15 protein-coding genes are annotated in these 16,554 nt (G+C 59.5%); 6 read left to right on the forward strand and 9 right to left on the reverse strand.

Annotation, left to right across the window (positions count from 1 at the left end; all coding sequences use genetic code 11):
* Positions 1 to 90: 90 nt before the first annotated feature.
* Positions 91 to 957, reverse strand: a complete 867-nt coding sequence (locus G568_RS0117820) for an IS5 family transposase (protein WP_026759197.1) — start codon at positions 955 to 957, stop codon at positions 91 to 93.
* Between the two features lie 527 nt (positions 958 to 1,484).
* Between G568_RS0117820 and G568_RS19855 the strand changes: the two genes are divergently transcribed.
* Positions 1,485 to 3,899: a sensor histidine kinase gene (locus G568_RS19855; protein ID WP_245582987.1), complete on the forward strand. Its 2,415-nt coding sequence runs from the start codon at positions 1,485 to 1,487 to the stop codon at positions 3,897 to 3,899.
* 399 nt (positions 3,900 to 4,298) lie between these two features.
* Here G568_RS19855 and G568_RS0117830 read toward each other — a convergent pair whose 3' ends face one another.
* Positions 4,299 to 4,700, reverse strand: coding sequence for a helix-turn-helix domain-containing protein (locus tag G568_RS0117830; protein ID WP_026759199.1), 402 nt, complete (start codon positions 4,698 to 4,700; stop codon positions 4,299 to 4,301).
* Between the two features lie 733 nt (positions 4,701 to 5,433).
* Positions 5,434 to 6,435, reverse strand: a complete 1,002-nt coding sequence (locus tag G568_RS0117835) for a GlxA family transcriptional regulator (RefSeq protein ID WP_026759200.1) — start codon at positions 6,433 to 6,435, stop codon at positions 5,434 to 5,436.
* A gap of 151 nt (positions 6,436 to 6,586) precedes the next feature.
* Here G568_RS0117835 and G568_RS0117840 point away from each other — a divergent pair, with 151 nt between their 5' ends.
* Positions 6,587 to 6,883: a nickel-binding protein gene (locus G568_RS0117840; protein WP_026759201.1), complete on the forward strand. Its 297-nt coding sequence runs from the start codon at positions 6,587 to 6,589 to the stop codon at positions 6,881 to 6,883.
* A 148-nt stretch (positions 6,884 to 7,031) separates the two neighbouring features.
* On the opposite strand, the gene G568_RS20445 is transcribed toward G568_RS0117840, so the two are convergent.
* The 5 genes from G568_RS20445 to G568_RS19555 all read right to left on the reverse strand — a co-directional run bounded on the left by G568_RS20445 (position 7,032) and on the right by G568_RS19555 (position 10,769).
* Entirely contained in the window at positions 7,032 to 7,214 is a 183-nt protein-coding gene (locus G568_RS20445) for a hypothetical protein (protein ID WP_157084472.1), read from the reverse strand.
* 1,170 nt (positions 7,215 to 8,384) lie between these two features.
* A complete protein-coding gene (locus G568_RS20780) occupies positions 8,385 to 8,807 on the reverse strand; it encodes a hypothetical protein (RefSeq protein ID WP_245582985.1) in 423 nt (140 codons plus the stop codon).
* 32 nt (positions 8,808 to 8,839) lie between these two features.
* A complete protein-coding gene (locus G568_RS19550; protein ID WP_245582986.1) occupies positions 8,840 to 10,066 on the reverse strand; it encodes a recombinase family protein in 1,227 nt (408 codons plus the stop codon).
* A complete protein-coding gene (locus G568_RS0117850; protein ID WP_026759202.1) occupies positions 10,066 to 10,470 on the reverse strand; it encodes a DUF2924 domain-containing protein in 405 nt (134 codons plus the stop codon). Before G568_RS0117850 ends, G568_RS19550 begins: the two co-directional genes overlap by 1 nt.
* Entirely contained in the window at positions 10,470 to 10,769 is a 300-nt protein-coding gene (locus G568_RS19555) for a DUF3489 domain-containing protein (protein WP_211222287.1), read from the reverse strand. Before G568_RS19555 ends, G568_RS0117850 begins: the two co-directional genes overlap by 1 nt.
* A 440-nt stretch (positions 10,770 to 11,209) precedes the next feature.
* On the opposite strand from G568_RS19555, the gene G568_RS19560 reads away from it, so the two are divergent.
* From G568_RS19560 to terL, 3 genes are read left to right on the forward strand one after another with little or no spacing between them, the layout of a single operon-like run.
* A complete protein-coding gene (locus tag G568_RS19560) occupies positions 11,210 to 12,589 on the forward strand; it encodes a site-specific DNA-methyltransferase (protein WP_084627501.1) in 1,380 nt (459 codons plus the stop codon).
* A complete protein-coding gene (locus tag G568_RS19860; protein ID WP_051203167.1) occupies positions 12,576 to 13,013 on the forward strand; it encodes a DUF5681 domain-containing protein in 438 nt (145 codons plus the stop codon). The genes G568_RS19560 and G568_RS19860 overlap by 14 nt, the downstream gene beginning before the upstream one ends.
* Positions 13,010 to 14,488, forward strand: coding sequence for a phage terminase large subunit (terL, locus tag G568_RS19570; RefSeq protein ID WP_037374553.1), 1,479 nt, complete (start codon positions 13,010 to 13,012; stop codon positions 14,486 to 14,488). The genes G568_RS19860 and terL overlap by 4 nt, the downstream gene beginning before the upstream one ends.
* 37 nt (positions 14,489 to 14,525) lie before the next feature.
* Here the strand turns inward: terL and G568_RS0117875 are convergent, their stop codons facing one another.
* Entirely contained in the window at positions 14,526 to 16,187 is a 1,662-nt protein-coding gene (locus tag G568_RS0117875) for a recombinase family protein (RefSeq protein ID WP_026759203.1), read from the reverse strand.
* Positions 16,188 to 16,304: 117 nt separating this feature from the next.
* Here G568_RS0117875 and G568_RS0117880 point away from each other — a divergent pair.
* Positions 16,305 to 16,554, forward strand: a 250-nt coding sequence (locus G568_RS0117880; RefSeq protein ID WP_026758692.1) for an IS5/IS1182 family transposase, incomplete at its 3' end; no start/stop codon positions are given.

A 16,554-nucleotide genomic window follows, 5' to 3' on the forward strand; every position in this document is an offset into this window, starting at 1 on the left:
AGGCTCCTGGATCAAGTATTTTTGGCCCCCGAGCGGGCATTGATGCAGAACGTCGCGCTTGAGACGTGACTACCCCTTTCCCCAACTAGGTCATTCCAAGCGGACGACCTCGGCGGTGCCGAGGATCGAGAAGCGGTTCATGAGGGCGATGCGGATGTGGATTGCGGCGGTCTGACAGTTCGGGCATGGTATTCCGGTCCGGCGTTTCCAGAACGCTCGACCATAATGCCGTGTGGCACACAGGGTCTCGTTTCTGGCGCATGCCACCGGGCAGTCCTCTTTCCAGAGGCGTCCGTTCTGTCGGATCGGAATGATCGGAATTGCGTCGCGCTCGATGATAGCCTTGTGGTGGCGGCGCGTGTCGTAGGCACCATCGGCGGTCACCGTGCCGATCGGCTCATCCTCGGCGATCTGGCCGAGCAGGTCCGGCAGGACGGAACTGTCGCCGTCGCGGCCGGTTGTGAACTCTACGGCGCGGATGTCGGTGGTCGTCGGGTCCATAGTCAGCTGGACCTTGCGCCACTGGCGCCGCCACTGTGTCCCATGCTTGCGGGCCTGCCATTCGCCATCGCCGAGTAACTTGATCCCGGTGCTATCCACCAGCAGAGTGAGCGCACCGTCGGCTCGGCGATACGGGTTCTTGACCGCCAGCGTCTTCTGTCGCCGGCACAGAGTAGAGAAATCAGGAACTGGCCAGTCCAGCCCAGCCAGCCGCAGCAGGCTCGCCACCATCCCGGCGGTCTGGCGCAGAGGGCGCTTGAACAGAACCTTGAACGACAGGCAGAACTGGATTGCCGCATCGGAAAACACCGGCGGGCGCTCCGGGCACCCTTCACGCGGCGCGCGCCAGGTCATGTCCTTGTCGACCCAGATCAGCAGAGACCCCCGTTTGCGCAGCGACGCGTTGTAGTTGGACCAGTTCGTAGTGCGATAGCGGGCGGGAGGTGACTTGCTCATGCAGCCCGTGTAACCGCATGGATTCGCAAAGTGAATCCGCTGTCGTCAGAGATGTGCAACAACGCCCCAACGGTGCGAACACCTCAACGCATACACGGGCGATCTCAGCAAGAGTGCCGTGCTCATCACAGAGCCATGTTGGAAGAGAAGGTTCCGGCGCTTGGGGTGCTGGTGGCGCCAGAAGGCATCCCCATGTCGCGATTTCGATTTTCCTAGGGCTTCGCGTATTCCATGGGATCCGGCGATGTGCCTGTGAGGAGAACACGAGCCATTCCTGATCCCCGGGCACAGAATCATCGACTCGTCATGGTCCTCTCAAGATCAGCAACGACTCGACACCCCGAATACAAGTTTCGATTGAACACAACACAATGCCCGCTAAGCTCCGGTCTAGATCATAGGACCATGGGAGGGTGTGATCATGAGCGGTCGCAGGAAGAAATGAGGGTATGAGCGATCGCCGGTCATAGAGAGGTGAAGCACCTGTTTTGAACAAGAGGAGCATTCTCGCGGGCCTCTTCGCCTTGGTGGCACTTGGGTTTCTCGTTTTTGCGCTGGAGACCGCCCGATACAAGAGCTTTGTGAATACCGAACGGCGCGAGGCGGAACGGTTCGCCGAGGCGTTGCGGCGGAATCTCGAACTCGCCCTGCATGACTTCAAGCTAAGGGCGCGCGGCCTGACCACCGCGATCGAGCTGAGCGGCGATATCGGACAGGAGCGCTTTTCCCTCTTGGCCGAGCGGTTCATGAAACAAGACGCGTCGATCCTCAACCTCGCCGTTGTCGAGGGCGCAACCATTGAGCTTGTTCATCCATTCGAAGCAAACAACCACCTTGTGGGGCGCAACCTGCGCGATGACACAACGCAATGGCAGGTTCTGGAACGCGTTCAGCGGACAGGTGAGATTGCCTTGCAAGGGCCGGTCGAACTGTTACAGGGCAAGCGCGGACTGTTGATCCGGATGCCGGTGACCACGGCCGACCCTGACGCTGGGGAGGTAGCAACGACAAAGGTCGTGTCGGTCGTGATCGACGGGGGCGCGGTGTTCGAAGATGCGCTCGAGGAGAGCAAGGCCCCCGACGACTCGGCCCGCGCCTTCCAGGCTGCGCTGACCAGCGCGGAAAACGGCGGCAAAATCGTGGGCGAGGCCGAGGTGTTTGCCAAGGAGCCTGCTACCGTGTCCTTCGCCCTGACGGGAACGCGCCTGAAGGTTGCCGTGGCCCCTGTCGCGTATTGGGGCGCCGACTATACCATTGCCTGGCTGACCAACCTCGGGATTATATTGATCCTCTCAGCGACGGGCTATGTGCTGCACCTCCTGCGCCGCCAGCGAATGGAACGCGACAAGGTGCAGCTTCAGCTCAACACGGCGATCGAAGCGATGCCCGACGGATTCGTCTTCTTTGACGCCGATGATCGGCTGGTCCTTTGCAACGAGCGATACAGGGAAATCTACAAAGAGAGCGCTCCGGCCATGGTGCCTGGTGCGCGCTTCGAGGACATCCTGCGCTTCGGCTTGGAGCGCGGACAATATGCCGAAGCTATCGGGCGCGAGGAGAAATGGCTGGCAGAGCGGCTGACCGCACATGCCTCCACGGATTCGACGGTCGAGCAGAAACTACAGGACGGCAGATGGCTGCGCATCTTCGAGCGCAAGATGCCCGATGGAGGTCGGGTCGGCGTGCGGGTCGATATTACCGAGCTGAAACAACACCAGGTCGATCTCGAAGCCTCGAACGCCAGTCTGCGCGAGGCCCTCGCGCAGCGTGACAGAGCCGAAAAGCGGTTCTTGGATGTCGCCGAACTCAGCCGGGACTGGATCTGGGAAATGGACAAGGAATTTCGCTTCACCTTCCTTTCGGACAGTGGCCCCCGCGGTGATGTTTCCTTCCTGCTCGGCAAGACGCGGCGAGAAGCTTACAAGGATTTCCCGGAGATTTTCGAACGTGCCGACTGGGCGTGGCTTGAGGAAAAAGAGCGTGCCCATGAACCGTTCCGGGACTTCATATACCAGGCCTATGGAGTAACCGAGGGCGATCAGTGGATTCGTATCAGCGGGCTTCCGATATTTGATGGGAATGGTGACTTCGCAGGTTATCGCGGCGTCGGGTCGGATATTTCCGACGTTTACAACGCGTATCGAGAGGCCGAAGCGGCAAGTGCAGCCAAGACGGAATTCCTCAACGTGATGAGCCATGAACTGCGCACACCGCTCACCGTCGTTCTGGGGTATAACGCATTGCTGGCAAAGCCCGAATTCCTGCCATCCGTCAAGACGCTTGATGACCATATCAAGCGGGGTGAATTGATCACGGAAGGCACCATTGAACGCATCGAGGCGGTCAAAACTGAAATCGGGGGATATGCCGGCAGAATGCAGGTGGCCGGCAAGCATCTCCTGACCCTGATCAACGATGTTCTCGATCTCGCAAAGATCGAAGCCGGAGAGTTGAAGGTCGAGCCGAAGGATGTCTCCCTCGACACCGTGATTGCGTCTCTGGCGGATCAACTCTCAGAACAGGCGCGGGTAAAGTCACTGAGCCTGAAGACCGAGACACATGGCGAAGTCGTCGTCGCGGACGAGGTGCGCTTGTGGCAGATTCTGATGAACCTAGCCGGAAATGCCTTGAAGTTCACCGATCACGGCCATGTGACGATCCGATCCGAACCGCGGGGAGAAATCATTGCTATACATGTCGAGGACAGTGGGTGCGGCATTCCGGATGAAAAGTTAGAGGCAATCTTCGATATATTCAGTCAAATAGATCCGTCTTTCACACGAGGATATGGGGGGACCGGGCTGGGTTTGTCGGTCTCGAAGCAACTGGTAGAATTGCAGGCAGGGCAATTGACTGTGGAAAGCGAAGTGGGTGTGGGGAGCATCTTCACCTTCACTTTACCCGCCGCAAAATCCGATGCTTCGGGAAGCGCAAGCGCATAACATCGCGGATATTCAATGAGACACTTGACGTAGCGGCCTGCCCAAGTTTGCTCCATGTTCTTTTGAAAATGTATAGAACGGATGCGTTCATGGACCTGTCACTTTGGATCCGCACCTTCCCAATCTCCTTTCCAACCCCCGCCATTCGCACCCATAGGCCAAGCGCGCGACAAATGCCCCTCACCTGCCGCGCGCTGTGATATCACGATTTCCCGCATGCCCGCCTGAGCAGTTGCACACGGCGAAGCGTGGGGCGCAGATCGCGACCGTTCCCGATCATCCGCAGGAACTCCACCCATGCGATCTCGTTGTCCGTCAGCTCACCCGGACCGAAGGTAAGCCGGTGGGTGGTAGTGAAGCGCTTACCCGGTGGCGCTCTGTTCGCTATTGTCATCGCCACTACTTCCCGAAGATCGCGCGAATGGCAGCACGGCTGCGCGCCGTCATACGCGGATCACCGTGGTCGGACGCCTCGCGGATTTCCTGCAGCCAGCCCGTCTCGTTGCGCGTCACCGGCGTGCCCATGATCTCGACGATCGCATTCGCGGCGGTGTCGCCGGCCACCTGCTCGAGCGTCAGGCGCAGCAAGTAGGCCGGGTCGCACTCCAGAGCCCGCGCAAGGCTGGGCACCCGGTCGAGCGGCAGCTTGGTGGTGCCGTTCTTGATCATCGCCGCCATGTTCGGGTTAACGAAGCCCGCTTCCGTCGCTATCTCGATCTGGGATTTCCTCGGGCGCAGCTCCATGACCCGCTTCTGGATGAACTTGGCGAGCCGCGTGTCGGCATGGGGTTTCTTCGGCATTTTCGTTCCCTTTTTCAATAAGTTACTTCGCAGCGCGTCTGCTGCATGCGTTCTGTATAGCGACAACTTGATGGGGAACGGCCGGGGGAGCACGATACCTTGCAGATCATCAGCCGGGTCTGGTGCCGCGCTGGAATTGCTTGGTAATGGGCGCGCATGGGGCGGCTCAATCGACTGCAATACGCACCGACCATAATGTATCGGACTGCTTGAAGCGCTCGGACGATGGCCCTTTGGGCGGTTGTGCTTTTCTTAGCCGTTGTTGGCTGGAGATCATGCAATGACCGCTGTCAGCCCCAGAGCGGACCCTCATGCAGGGTGCAGGATATGTCGGACCACCGACAAGGAGGCGGTCAAGTGGTCGCTCGCTGCACTTGCGATAAAGGACCGTTCAGGGCCGTTCGCGTGGCTCCAATCTGGCGGACGGTCTCCCAGTGTTCTCAGCGGATGCGAAAAAACCGGTTCCGACTTGACAGCGGAATGTGAGTGAACCGCTTGGGCCCATTCTCGGCCGGTGCTGCGTCGCATCGCCTCGCAGGCAGGGTTCGGGACATTCCCGGTGAATTCGTCACGATCAAGGGAACAGTCCCGTCACGATGATCTGCAGAGGGCGTTCGGCCCTCGATCATGCTGCTCTCTCTTGCGGAAGTTAGTTACCTGTTCGTGGTGATGCCGCCGAAGGTCTTCAAACGACGGCCATACCTGTCCGGGCGAGGCACTGGCAGCGACGGGTTCACACTCGACGATGGCTAAAGCGGTCGCGATAGGCGGACGGCGTGATGCCGCAATGGCGCTTGAAGACGCGGCGGAAGAAGGCGACATCTTCATATCCGACTGAAAGCCCGACCTGCTCGATCGATGGCGCGCCGTCCTCGAGCATCTTTCGCGCCGCGGCGACGCGCAGCATCTGCTGGTAGACCCCCGGCATGTGGCCCGTGGCCTCCTTGAACCGGCGCACAAGGTTGCGTCGGCTCATGCTGGCGACATCCGCTAGTTCCTCGACAGTAACGTCGCGGGCGAAATGCCCGGAGAGGTGATGCTCGGCATCCCGGACCTTGTCGTCACCGTGCGGCCGCGCCAGCGGAAGCAGGGCATAGCCGGACTGGCTGGGTCGCGGCATGTCGAGAAGCAGCGCCTTTGAGCACTCAATCGCCACGTCGCGACTGCAGAGACGCTCGACGAGGTGCAGACTCAAATCGCTCGCGGCGTTGACACCACCTCCGCAGTAGAGACCCGCATCCTCGGTGATGAGCAGGTCGGTCTGCCAGTTGACATCGGGGTATCTCTTCCGAAATCCATGTGCGACGCCCCAATGCGTCGTGGCCCTGCGACCTGCAAGCAGTCCTGCCTCGGCCAGGAACGCGACGCCGGAACAAACCCCCGCGATCCGCGTGCCGCCTCGATACCGAGCCGCAAGCCAGGGCGGGATGGCGGCGTGTCGCGCCATCCATTCGTCCGGCACAGGGCCGGAGGCCGAGACCATGATCAGGTCGACCAGTCCCAGATCCGTGATCGCACAATCGGGCGCGATGTTCAGTCCATAGGCACTTCGCACCGGCGCGCCGTCGATTGACGCCGTTGTAACCCGGAACTTCGGTTCAGGGCGATCACCGCACATCTCGTTCCACATCGTTCCCGCGGCCGAGAAAACCTCGATCGGGCCGATCGCCGTCGAAGCGTAGCCGTCGTTGACGAGAACGACCGCGACGTCCAGCTTGTCGTTGCTCCCTGTCATTCCTGCGATATTGCCATTTCCGCGTATGTATTTCACCCGTAGCACGCGCATTTGGCACGATAGCCCCCGCTTTCCGTCAGCATCACCCGGTGTCATTTCGCCCGATCCGGGGCCATTCTCTGGTCATTAACGAAACCGAAAGGAGGCAAAGATGGATCTCTACATCATCCGCCGTCGCGGCATCTGGTCGAACGAGGACGAACTCGCGGCAACCAACGAGAAATCTCTCCAGGTCGGCGAGGAAATGAAAGACCGGCTGCGCTGGATCCGCAGTTATGCGGTGACCGAGGAGGATGGTCGCATCGGGTCGGTCTGCATCTACGAAGCCAACGACCGCGAGGCCATTCGAGAACACGGCCGGCGCATCGGCGCCCCCAGCGAGGATATCCGCTTGGCCCGCGGCACCGCGATCAAGCGGGACGATCCCGAGCCGGTGTCGGTTGTGTGAGGAATATTCCCTCGCGCATCTCCGCGAGGGAATTCGAACCTTGTTTTCCCGCGATATCACCAGGCCGTGCGTGTTGCCGCAGAACATCGGGCAGGCGACTTGACTCTTTGATCCCGCACACATGTTGCAGGCGCAGGAGAAAATTTCCCTACTTTGCTGTAAGCTGACGGGAAAGACCGCATTGGTGAAACTGCGCTGTGGCAAAGGTTTGTTCCACGAACGGCAGCTCGGGGCCGGGCGTGTCTTGAAGGGCGACCATGATTTGCAGTTTTGCTGGGTCGGCTCCCTGCTCATTGCTGCCGCTCGAGCTAGTTTCAGCATTCGTCAGCATAGGTTCTCTGCCGTCATCCTAAGTTTTCGCTGGCGATACTGGCGACATGTCCTAAACCCTGCTTTCACACGGGTATTCTGTGTCAGGTGCTGATCGCTAGGATCGCTCATGATGTGTTGGACCACTTGAACCGAAGCGAATCCATCAGCCCACTGGCGTCAAGAGCTGATCGCACGGTCCGACTGGTCCGACCCTGTCGGGGGACGCGGGGAGGCTGACACGCCCCCGACGGCGTCTCTCGGCATCTGCAAATCCCAAGACTTAGCACAGACAGCCCTGTGACAATTGTTGGTGCCATCTTTGGCAGACGAGCACGCGCTCTTGGCGACTCAAAACCTCAAGTCGATCGGACTGAAGCCCACGGCGCTCAACGCAGCGATCTGCGCTATGATAGAAAGTGAATGCCTGCATTCATGGCCGCCAGTCCACCAGGACACCGCGACCCGAGCTTTCAATTGGGAATCCACTGTCGTGTTGCTGCCAGACCCGTCGACAACTTAACTCGGCACGGTGACTGGGATGTCTGCTTCGTGGGTATGAGACAATTCTATCAGATCTCCGTTCGACCACTTCGCCGGACGGAAGATGGTGGTTGCGAGGCAAACACAGATACGCAAACTTGATCAACCAACGACACATTCAAGCCGCTTGACGATCAGGTCGGTATCGGCTTTGAGTGTTGCACATCTATCTGGAAATGAGCGTTATTTTGCTATACATCTTGCTATACATATTGCTTTACCGTTGAAAAATTCTTCCTTATAGTTCAAGGAGTTGAATATTCATACCTATCATTGTGCCGGACACCTCCTCCGCCACACACACCGATCTCACCTTTCCCGTACGGTTTTCGCCAATTTTCCCGTGTGTTTTCAGAGGGTTGCTGATGGCGAGTTCTTAGTGAGACGCTCCGTATCAGCGTGTTTTTCCAACAATGCCCCCGAAGTCTCAGTAGGCTACTTCAGGCGGTTCGGTTTTCGTGAGATTTCCCTGATAACAGCCGATTTACAGGGAATTGCTGCGGTGACGGCAATTCTGCCGCTCTCGAAGTTATTGTAAAACAATAGCTTAGGCCCCGATTTCCCTGCAGAAAGAACAGGGAATTTTTTCATGCGAGCAGGGAAATCTCGGGGGACGATCAGGGAATGTGAAATGCGTTTCTGGGAATGCCTACTTGGCGGCGAATCCCAGCAGGCGCGCCTGGTCGCTCCAGTCGAGCGGCAACTGCATGCGGACCAGCTTTTCCAACGTCAGATCGGCCGGCTGGTCGCCATCGAGAATCGCAGTCTGAATCGACGGCGCCAAGTATGCGAGGTGTGCCCGGGTCCGGATATAGGCCTCGGTGACTTTTTCGCGGCGGGCGATTTGCGAAATCGGCGTGCCGCCCTGGAGATCCGCCGCCCATCTGTGCCCCTTTGCCAATCCACGGAGAAGCGTGCGGTCCGGTCCAGACATCATGTCGCCGATTACGATTCGGCTCTCAACACCTCGCCGCCGCATCGTGAAAGGGGCCGCAATCGACAGGGCCGTCTCGGCAACGTCTTCGGGAACGATCTCCAGAGCGGCCGCGATTTCATTCCGGTCAAGCTGCATCGTGAGGCGGTTCTTTCCAAGATGTCCCTTCCTCACGAGCTTATTGATTTGATGAGCGTCACCATTTCGAAGACATTGAACAAGATCGGCCACCTTGCGCTTGATCTCGTCGGCCGCATCCAGGTCGGGAGACGCGAGCAGCGTATGCCTGCGCGTGGATTGTTCAAGATGATCTGCCACTGTTTTGACCACTGACGCCTCAAACTGGGAGCGGGCAACCGCCAGCCGCAAGCCTTGTCGCCCCCGGATAGCAGGCGGTTCGAAACGTAGTAGCGGATACGTCGACCACTCTTGCTGGTATGCGACGGCGTCAGACGGTCGCCAGCCTGATCGCGGAACTTGCCAGTCAATGGCGCTGAACTGCACGCGTCACCGCCCGAGTTCGATCTCTTGGCGCGCGACCTCGGTCTGGCACTCGCCTCTTGGAGCTTGGCCTGCACCCGGTCCCACAACTCGTCATCAATGATGGCCGCGTGCTGTCCGTCGAACACCTTTTCCTTGTGGCGGATCCGACCGATGTAGATCGTGTTGCAGAGAATATGGTGGATCTGCCCCCGGGACAGGAGCCCGCCGCCCTGTACCCGGCCTGTCGAGAAGACATGCCGCTTGGAGCGGAACCCGCGGCGATCCGCCTCCTGTTCGACTGCCCGTAGACAACCGAGATTCTCATAAAGCGCAAAAAGCGTCACGACCGTCTCGCGTTCGGCCTCGTTGATCACCAGGCTGCGGATGTTGGGATCGGGATGTGCGTCATATCCCAAAGGCGGCACGCCGCCCATCCAGAGCCCGCGCTTTTTCGAGGCGGCGATCTTGTCTCGGATTCGCTCGGCTGTCACTTCCCGCTCGAACTGCGCAAAGCTCAGGAGCATGTTGAGCGTCAGTCGACCCATCGACGACGAGGTGTTGAAGGCCTGTGTAACCGAAACGAAGGAACAGCCTGCCGCCTCAAACCGGTCTACCAGTTTCGCAAAGTCCGAGAGCGCTCGCGTTAGCCGGTCGATCTTGTAGACCACCACCATGTCGACGCGGCCCGCATCCACGTCCTCCATCAGGCGGCGCAGGGCCGGACGCTCCAGAGTCCCGCCCGAGACGCCGCCATCATCGTAGCGGGTCGACGAGAGCGTCCAGCCTTCGCCCCGCTGGCTCGCGATATAGGCAGCGCAGGCCTCATGTTGTGCGTCGAGCGAATTGAATTCCTGCTCGAGCCCATCGTCGGTGGATTTGCGGGTATAAATGGCGCAGCGGATCTTCTGGCTCATCAGCCTGTCCTCCCGTTGATGCCAAAGAAGCGCGGACCCGACCAATGGGTCCCGGTGATCTCACGCGCGATGGCCGAGAGTGAGCGCCAGGTCTGGTTGCGCCAGCGATACCCCTGCTCGGTGACATCAACGACATGCGTGACGCCGTTCCACTCGCGCAAGAGCCGGCCGCCCGATTGGAGGGCCGGGCTGCGCCTCGGCGCATCCGAACCTGTTGCGCGTTCCAGCTTTGCCGCAAAGCCCTTGGGCAATCCGCCCCGACCACGCGACTGGACTTCGAAAGCCAGAGCGCGGCGCAGGAACTGCCGGCTCAGGCTCTTTGGCGGCGGACCGCCAAAGAGGTCCTGCCAGAGCGCGATGAGCCGAGGGCGGTCCATTGTCTCGATTTCTGCCACCGCAGCCATCATTGCGCCTCGGGGTTTGCGGTGATCCGGTAGACCGACACACCAAACTCGTCCTGTTCGCGGTTGATCACGTGGCCTGTCTTGCGCAGCCCGCTGAGCGTAGCTCGAACGGTGTGCGCCTGCCACCCGGTTGCCTTGCAAAGATCACTAAGGCTCGCGCCGCCCGAGCGCTCGAGCATTTCAAGCACCATCGCGGTCTTTGTCTTGCGAGGAGGTTTGGTAGCCGGTTTGGCCGTCCGCCCTGCGGGCATCTTTGCAGGGTTCTTGGCCTTGGCAGGGTTCGTCTTCGATTGAGTCATGGGTTTCTCCTCGTTTGCGGGCCAGCCCTATGCCGGCCCTGCTACCGAGAGGAGCCCGATGCATGTGTCGGGCGTAGCGACAGCAACGCTTGCCGAGGCGGGGAAGTCCAGCGAGATTTCGGAGAAATCAAAACCCGATCCCGGCTGCCGCTGACCGGGTTGCATTCCCTTAATTCTTTGTCAACAAACGACTTTTTATAAAACGCCTCTTGCGATGTTGAGATCAAATTGCTACTTTAACGCTACTGCTGCGCCACATTGCGCACGCGATTGTTTTTAGTTTGGCAGCACGCCTTGGCCCGTTACGGGCCGATAGGGAGCAGCCTCAACCAGGGTCCGGATCGAAAGATCCGGGGCGATGTTGGGGTGTTCCCTTCTCGTCTCCGAATCCTGGTTTGACGCAAATGCCCCTCGGGGCCGTAACCAATAAGGAGACATCCATGTCTGCCCGCAAACCCAACCAAAAACCGGCCGAGGCACCGGCAATTGTCCCGCTGCCTCTCGACCGGCTCAAGCCTTATGCGCGCAATGCCCGCCAGCACAGCGACAAGCAGATTGATCTCATTGCACGCTCGATCCGCGAGTTCGGGTTCAACAACCCGGTACTTATTGATCGCGATAGCGCTATCGTTGCCGGTCATGGACGGTATGAGGCTGCCAAGCGCCTCAAGCTCAAGACCGTTCCGACCGTCTTGCTCGAGCATCTGACCGAGGCCCAGGTCAAGGCCTACCGCATCGCCGACAACCGCATTGCCGAGCTGTCGGACTGGGACGACGAGGTGTTGCGCCTCGAGATCGTGGATCTCAACGATCTGGACGTTGCCGGTGACCTTGATTTCGAGATCTCGCTCACCGGGTTCAATACGCCTGAACTGGATATCATTATCGATGGCAACAGTGGTGACGCGGCCGAAAATCCCTCCGAGACCGTTGAAGAGTCCCATGGACAGGCCATTCCGGTCGCCCGTCTCGGCGAGGTCTGGATGTTGGGACGGCACCGGCTGCTTTGTGGCAATGCCTTGGACAATGCTGCCTATACCAAACGCATGGGCGACGAGCCTGCCCGCATGGTCTTCACTGACCCGCCTTACAACGTACCGATCAACGGTCACGTACGTATGGGCGAGACCAGCGGTCACCGCGATTTTGCCATGGGCGTAGGCGAGATGACCGACGGTCAGTTCCAGGATTTTCTGCGCGGTTTCATCCGGGAAAGCGCAGCCATGGTCATGGATGGTGGCGTTTGCATGATCTGCATGGATTGGCGGCACGTGGCAGACCTTGTCTTCGCCGGAAAGGCGGAAGGTCTGTCGCTCCTTAACCTGTGCGTCTGGAACAAGACCAATGGCGGCATGGGCAGCCTCTACCGTTCCAAGCACGAGATGGTCTGCGTCTTCAAGAAGGGTGACGCCAGCCACGTCAACAATGTCGAGCTTGGTCGCCATGGGCGCTATCGCACCAATGTCTGGGACTATGCCGGCGTCAACACGTTCCGCAAGGGCCGCAACGCGGACCTGCTGGATCATCCGACGGTCAAGCCAACGACGCTGGTGGCTGACGCAGTTCGTGACGTCAGCCATCGCGGCGATATCGTGCTCGACCCGTTTTGCGGCTCTGGTGCCACGCTGCTCGCCGCGGAGAAATCGGGCCGTTGCGCTCGTGCGATCGAGCTCGACCCGCTCTACGTTGATGTCGCCATCCGCCGGTGGCAGCAGCAGACCGGAGAGCAGGCCGTGCTCGCCGGGTCCGATGAGACTTTCGCCGACCGCGAACTGGTCGTGTCCCCCAAGGACGAGGAGGCGCGCCATGACGACCAGTGATGACAATCGCGACTACGAGGTGGGCTACGGCAAACCACCGAAGCACACCCGGTTCAAAAAGGGTCAGTCCGGCAACCCCAAGGGGCGGCCCAAGGAAACCAGGAACGTTACGACCATTCTTCGGGAACGGTTTTTCAGTCCGGTGACGATCACCGAGAACGGGCGCCGCAAACAGATCCCGATCTTTGATGCCCTGATCCGCACCTTGTTCAAAGATGGTCTGGAGGGCGATCCCCGGGCGCAGGACCGCCTGATCAAGCTCATCCACATGGTCGAGGCCGACAGCCCGGCAAGCGATGAGGCGCCGGATACGCCGGAGATTGATGGGACGGATGAGGCTATCTTGCGCCATTTCATTGAGATGGGTGGTGCCGAGCTGCTCGACACCGTCGGACCGGATACGGCTGAGGATGAAACATCATGACTCAATTTGATCCCGAACTTGTCCGTAAGGTACGCGGCGCAGTTGTCCGGCAAGACCTGTTCTCTTTTGTCTGGAAAACCTTCGCCACGCTACACCCGGGGCAAGAAGATAGTTTCGTGCCGGCCTGGCATGTTGAAGCCATGTGCTTTGAGCTCATGAATCTTCTCTCGGGCGAGAACACACGGCTGGTGGTCAACGTGCCACCTCGTCATCTGAAGTCGATTACCGTCGCGGTGGCCTTTGTCGCCTATGTGCTGGGCCATCGCCCAGAGGCCAAAATCATCGTGGCAAGCTACGGGCTCGATCTGGCGCGCAAGCATTCCGAGGATTGTCGCCGTGTGATGGAAGCCGACTGGTACAAACAGGCGTTCCCCAAGACACGGCTGTCCCGGCGAGGCAACACCGTCGATGAGTTCCATACAACGCAAGGAGGCGGTCGCAAGGCCGTCTCCCTCGGTGGCGCCGTGACTGGCCACGGGGCCGACTACATCATCATCGATGATCTTCTGAAAGCCCAGGATGCGGCTTCAGAGGCCGAGATACAGCGCGCCCAGGACTTTATCGAAGGCACGCTTCTGTCGCGCTTCAACAAGCCAGCAGAAGGCCGGGTCGTGACGATTGCCCAGCGCTTGCACGAACTCGATCCCCCTGGATACCTGCTCGACAAGGGCACCTATCGCCATCTCAACCTGCCGGCCATTGCTGAAGAGGATCAAACGATCCCGATCGGTCACGGCAAATTTCACCATCGCAAGACAGGCGAAGCCCTGTTCCCTGAGAACATGAATATCGAAACCCTCGAGCGCCTGCGCAAGGAGATGGGGCCTGCCGCGTTTAATTCCCAGTACCAGCAAAACCCCGTTGCTCCGGACGGATCTCCCTTGCGTTGGGATAGTTTCCAAACCTGCGATGCGCCAGGCAACCGCTCGGACTACCAGCTCATCGTCCAAAGCTGGGACACCGGCACGTCGTCGGACCCACGGTCGGACTTCTCCGTTTGCACTACCTGGGGGTTTAAAGATCGGTGCTGGCATCTTCTTGACGTGTTCCGCGATCGGCTCGACTTTCCCGAGCTCAAGCGCAAAGCCTTCGAGCTTTGCGACACTTGGGCGGCGGACCGGGTGCTCATAGAGGACGCAGCCACCGGCAGGCCCCTGCTTCAAGAGTTCCAGAGAAACGAGTACCGGCAGTGCTATCCGATCAAGCCAAATGAAGACAAGGAAATCCGCTTCAACGCGGCCTGCGCTCCCGTTGAAGAGGGGCGCATCTACCTCCCCCGCGAGGCAGCTTGGCTTTCGGCATTCAAACGTGAGTTGCAGAGCTTCCCGCGTGGGCGATACGATGATCAGGTCGACAGTTTCAGCCAGTTCTTGAACTGGACGAAAAGCCAGGGCTTCTACCGAGCCCTGGGGCGCAATCATCCGATCAATGTCGAGCGGCAGCAACGCAGTCGTAGGAGGCCTGTGAGGAGATAGCGGCTTCCCGAACTGGACGAGACGTGAAGGAGTAGGCTCATAACCTGAAGGTCGTAGGTTCAAATCCTACCCCCGCAACCAGCTTAATTTGCATGAGGTCGTCCGGCGAAAGCCCGGCGGCCTTTTTGCTTGTCTGGCAGAGGCTTAGGATACCTGCTAAATCGCCCTCGATATCCATGACGAAGCCGCTCTCCTCCTCGGAAGAGGGATGCAGCACGATCCGGTCGATCAGACTGCGCAGAATCTCTACCGCTTCATGCTGAGCTGACTGATCAGAAAGCGTCGTGCGCAACTCGGCAACCGCCTTACGGTACCGTGCGCCCATGGACGGATGCAGCAGCGGCTTTTCCTCCTTGGGTTCCGCCTTCAGCCGCTCTTCGACTTCGGCTCGTTCGGCTTCCAGTGAAATCATGCGATCCTTCACACGCTCGGCAGGCACGCCGTCGCAGATGGCATCGATCATCCGGTCGAGCTCACGGATGATCTTGGCAAGCCGCGCTTCATCCTTCGCGCGGTTGCCGCTCTCGGCCATGCGCAGCGCATTCAGATGACGCGTGTATTCTTCGCAAAACACAGTCAACAGCTCTTCATCCATCAGATGATGTTGAAGACCATTGAGCACAGAAGCTTCGAGGACATCGCGGCGGATTGTCCGCTTGTTCTCACAGGTGCCCTTGTTGCGGGCGCTCGCGCAACCGAAATGTTGCTGGCTGATCTTTACGAACGTGCTGCCGCAGCAACCGCATTTGATCAGGCCGGAAAGCAGGAAGCGCGGGCGGCGACGGTCCCAGAAACCTTCTGCTTTTAATTTGTCATGTTTACCGAGCGCCGTGGCGTCCTGCCGCGCTTTCACCTTCTGCCAAAGATCATCTTCGATGATCCGCAAATGCGGCACATCCTGCACGATCCACTGATCGGCTGGATTCAGGCGCGACAGGCGCTTGCCCGTCTCGGGGTCCTTGACGTAGCGCAGGCGGTTCCAGACCAGCCGCCCGATGTAGAGCTCGTTGTTCAGGATGCCGGTGCCGCGATCCTTGTTGCCATGGATCGTGGACGGCCCCCATGTCTTGCCGGTCGGCCCTGGCACGTGCTCGGCATTCAGTGTCTTCGCGATTACGCGCGGGGACGTGCCCGAAGCATACTCGTTGAAGATGCGGCGCACGATAGCAGCCTGACCTTCGTTGATCTTGCGATCCCCACGTTCAGGCTCGCCCGCAGCGTTGACCTTTCGGACGACATCATACCCATACGAATTGCCACCACCGGACTTGCCTGCCTCGACACGGCCCCGCAGGCCACGCCGCGTCTTGTCTGACAAATCTTTGAGGAAGAGCGCATTCATCGTGCCCTTCAGGCCGATATGCAGCTCGCTGACCGCCCCTTCACTGAGTGTGATGATCTGCACGCCTGCAAAGCTTAGCCGCTTGAAGACGGCGGCGATGTCTTCCTGATCGCGGGATATCCGGTCGAGCGCTTCGGCGAAAACCACCTGAAACTTTCCAGCCATGGCATCTTGTAAGAGCTGCTGGATACCGGGCCGCATCAGGCTCGCGCCGGAGATGCCGTGATCTGCATAGTGCTGCGTCACCGCCATGCCCTCGCGGGCAGCGCGCTCAGCGCACAGCCTGATCTGATCCTCGACCGAGGAGGCCGATTGCATATCGGTCGAATAGCGGGCGTATATGACGGCTGGAATCATCGTAGCGCTCATGAGGATGAGCCTTTCGGAAGATGCGATATTTGGGCTTTGCTCGGCTCTGTTGCACAAAGCGCGTGAGGGATTCATGTCGCGAATCCAGTGTGGTAGCTGGGCGACATGAGCAGACCCACACCCCCAACCTACAAGACCAGGAACTGGCCGGCCTATAACGAAGCGCTCAAGCGCCGTGGCTCGCTGACAGTCTGGTTTGACCCGGAGATGATCTGGGAGGCTGCGCCGACCGGTAAGCGCGGTCGGCAGCAGACCTACAGCGACACCGCTATCCAGACATGCTTGACGATGAAAGTGTTGTTCGGCATGGCGCTACGCCAGACCACAGGCTTCGTCGAGAGCCTGCTGCATTTGG

It is taken from the genome of Sediminimonas qiaohouensis DSM 21189 (assembly GCF_000423645.1).
Classification (GTDB): Bacteria; Pseudomonadota; Alphaproteobacteria; order Rhodobacterales; family Rhodobacteraceae; genus Sediminimonas; species Sediminimonas qiaohouensis.

What these genes read in the sequence shown, in the direction of transcription:
- G568_RS19560 (WP_084627501.1), top strand. Translation starts at nt 11,210, where the DNA reads ATGTCTGCCCGCAAACCCAACCAAAAACCGGCCGAGGCACCGGCAATT.
- G568_RS19550 (WP_245582986.1), bottom strand. Translation starts at nt 10,066, where the DNA reads ATGAGCCAGAAGATCCGCTGCGCCATTTATACCCGCAAATCCACCGAC.
- G568_RS20780 (WP_245582985.1), bottom strand. Translation starts at nt 8,807, where the DNA reads ATGCAGCTTGACCGGAATGAAATCGCGGCCGCTCTGGAGATCGTTCCC.
- G568_RS0117820 (WP_026759197.1), bottom strand. Translation starts at nt 957, where the DNA reads ATGAGCAAGTCACCTCCCGCCCGCTATCGCACTACGAACTGGTCCAAC.
- G568_RS0117830 (WP_026759199.1), bottom strand. Translation starts at nt 4,700, where the DNA reads ATGCCGAAGAAACCCCATGCCGACACGCGGCTCGCCAAGTTCATCCAG.
- G568_RS19860 (WP_051203167.1), top strand. Translation starts at nt 12,576, where the DNA reads ATGACGACCAGTGATGACAATCGCGACTACGAGGTGGGCTACGGCAAA.
- G568_RS19555 (WP_211222287.1), bottom strand. Translation starts at nt 10,769, where the DNA reads ATGACTCAATCGAAGACGAACCCTGCCAAGGCCAAGAACCCTGCAAAG.
- terL (WP_037374553.1), top strand. Translation starts at nt 13,010, where the DNA reads ATGACTCAATTTGATCCCGAACTTGTCCGTAAGGTACGCGGCGCAGTT.
- G568_RS0117875 (WP_026759203.1), bottom strand. Translation starts at nt 16,187, where the DNA reads ATGATTCCAGCCGTCATATACGCCCGCTATTCGACCGATATGCAATCG.
- G568_RS20445 (WP_157084472.1), bottom strand. Translation starts at nt 7,214, where the DNA reads ATGCTGACGAATGCTGAAACTAGCTCGAGCGGCAGCAATGAGCAGGGA.
- G568_RS0117840 (WP_026759201.1), top strand. Translation starts at nt 6,587, where the DNA reads ATGGATCTCTACATCATCCGCCGTCGCGGCATCTGGTCGAACGAGGAC.
- G568_RS0117850 (WP_026759202.1), bottom strand. Translation starts at nt 10,470, where the DNA reads ATGGCTGCGGTGGCAGAAATCGAGACAATGGACCGCCCTCGGCTCATC.
- G568_RS0117835 (WP_026759200.1), bottom strand. Translation starts at nt 6,435, where the DNA reads ATGACAGGGAGCAACGACAAGCTGGACGTCGCGGTCGTTCTCGTCAAC.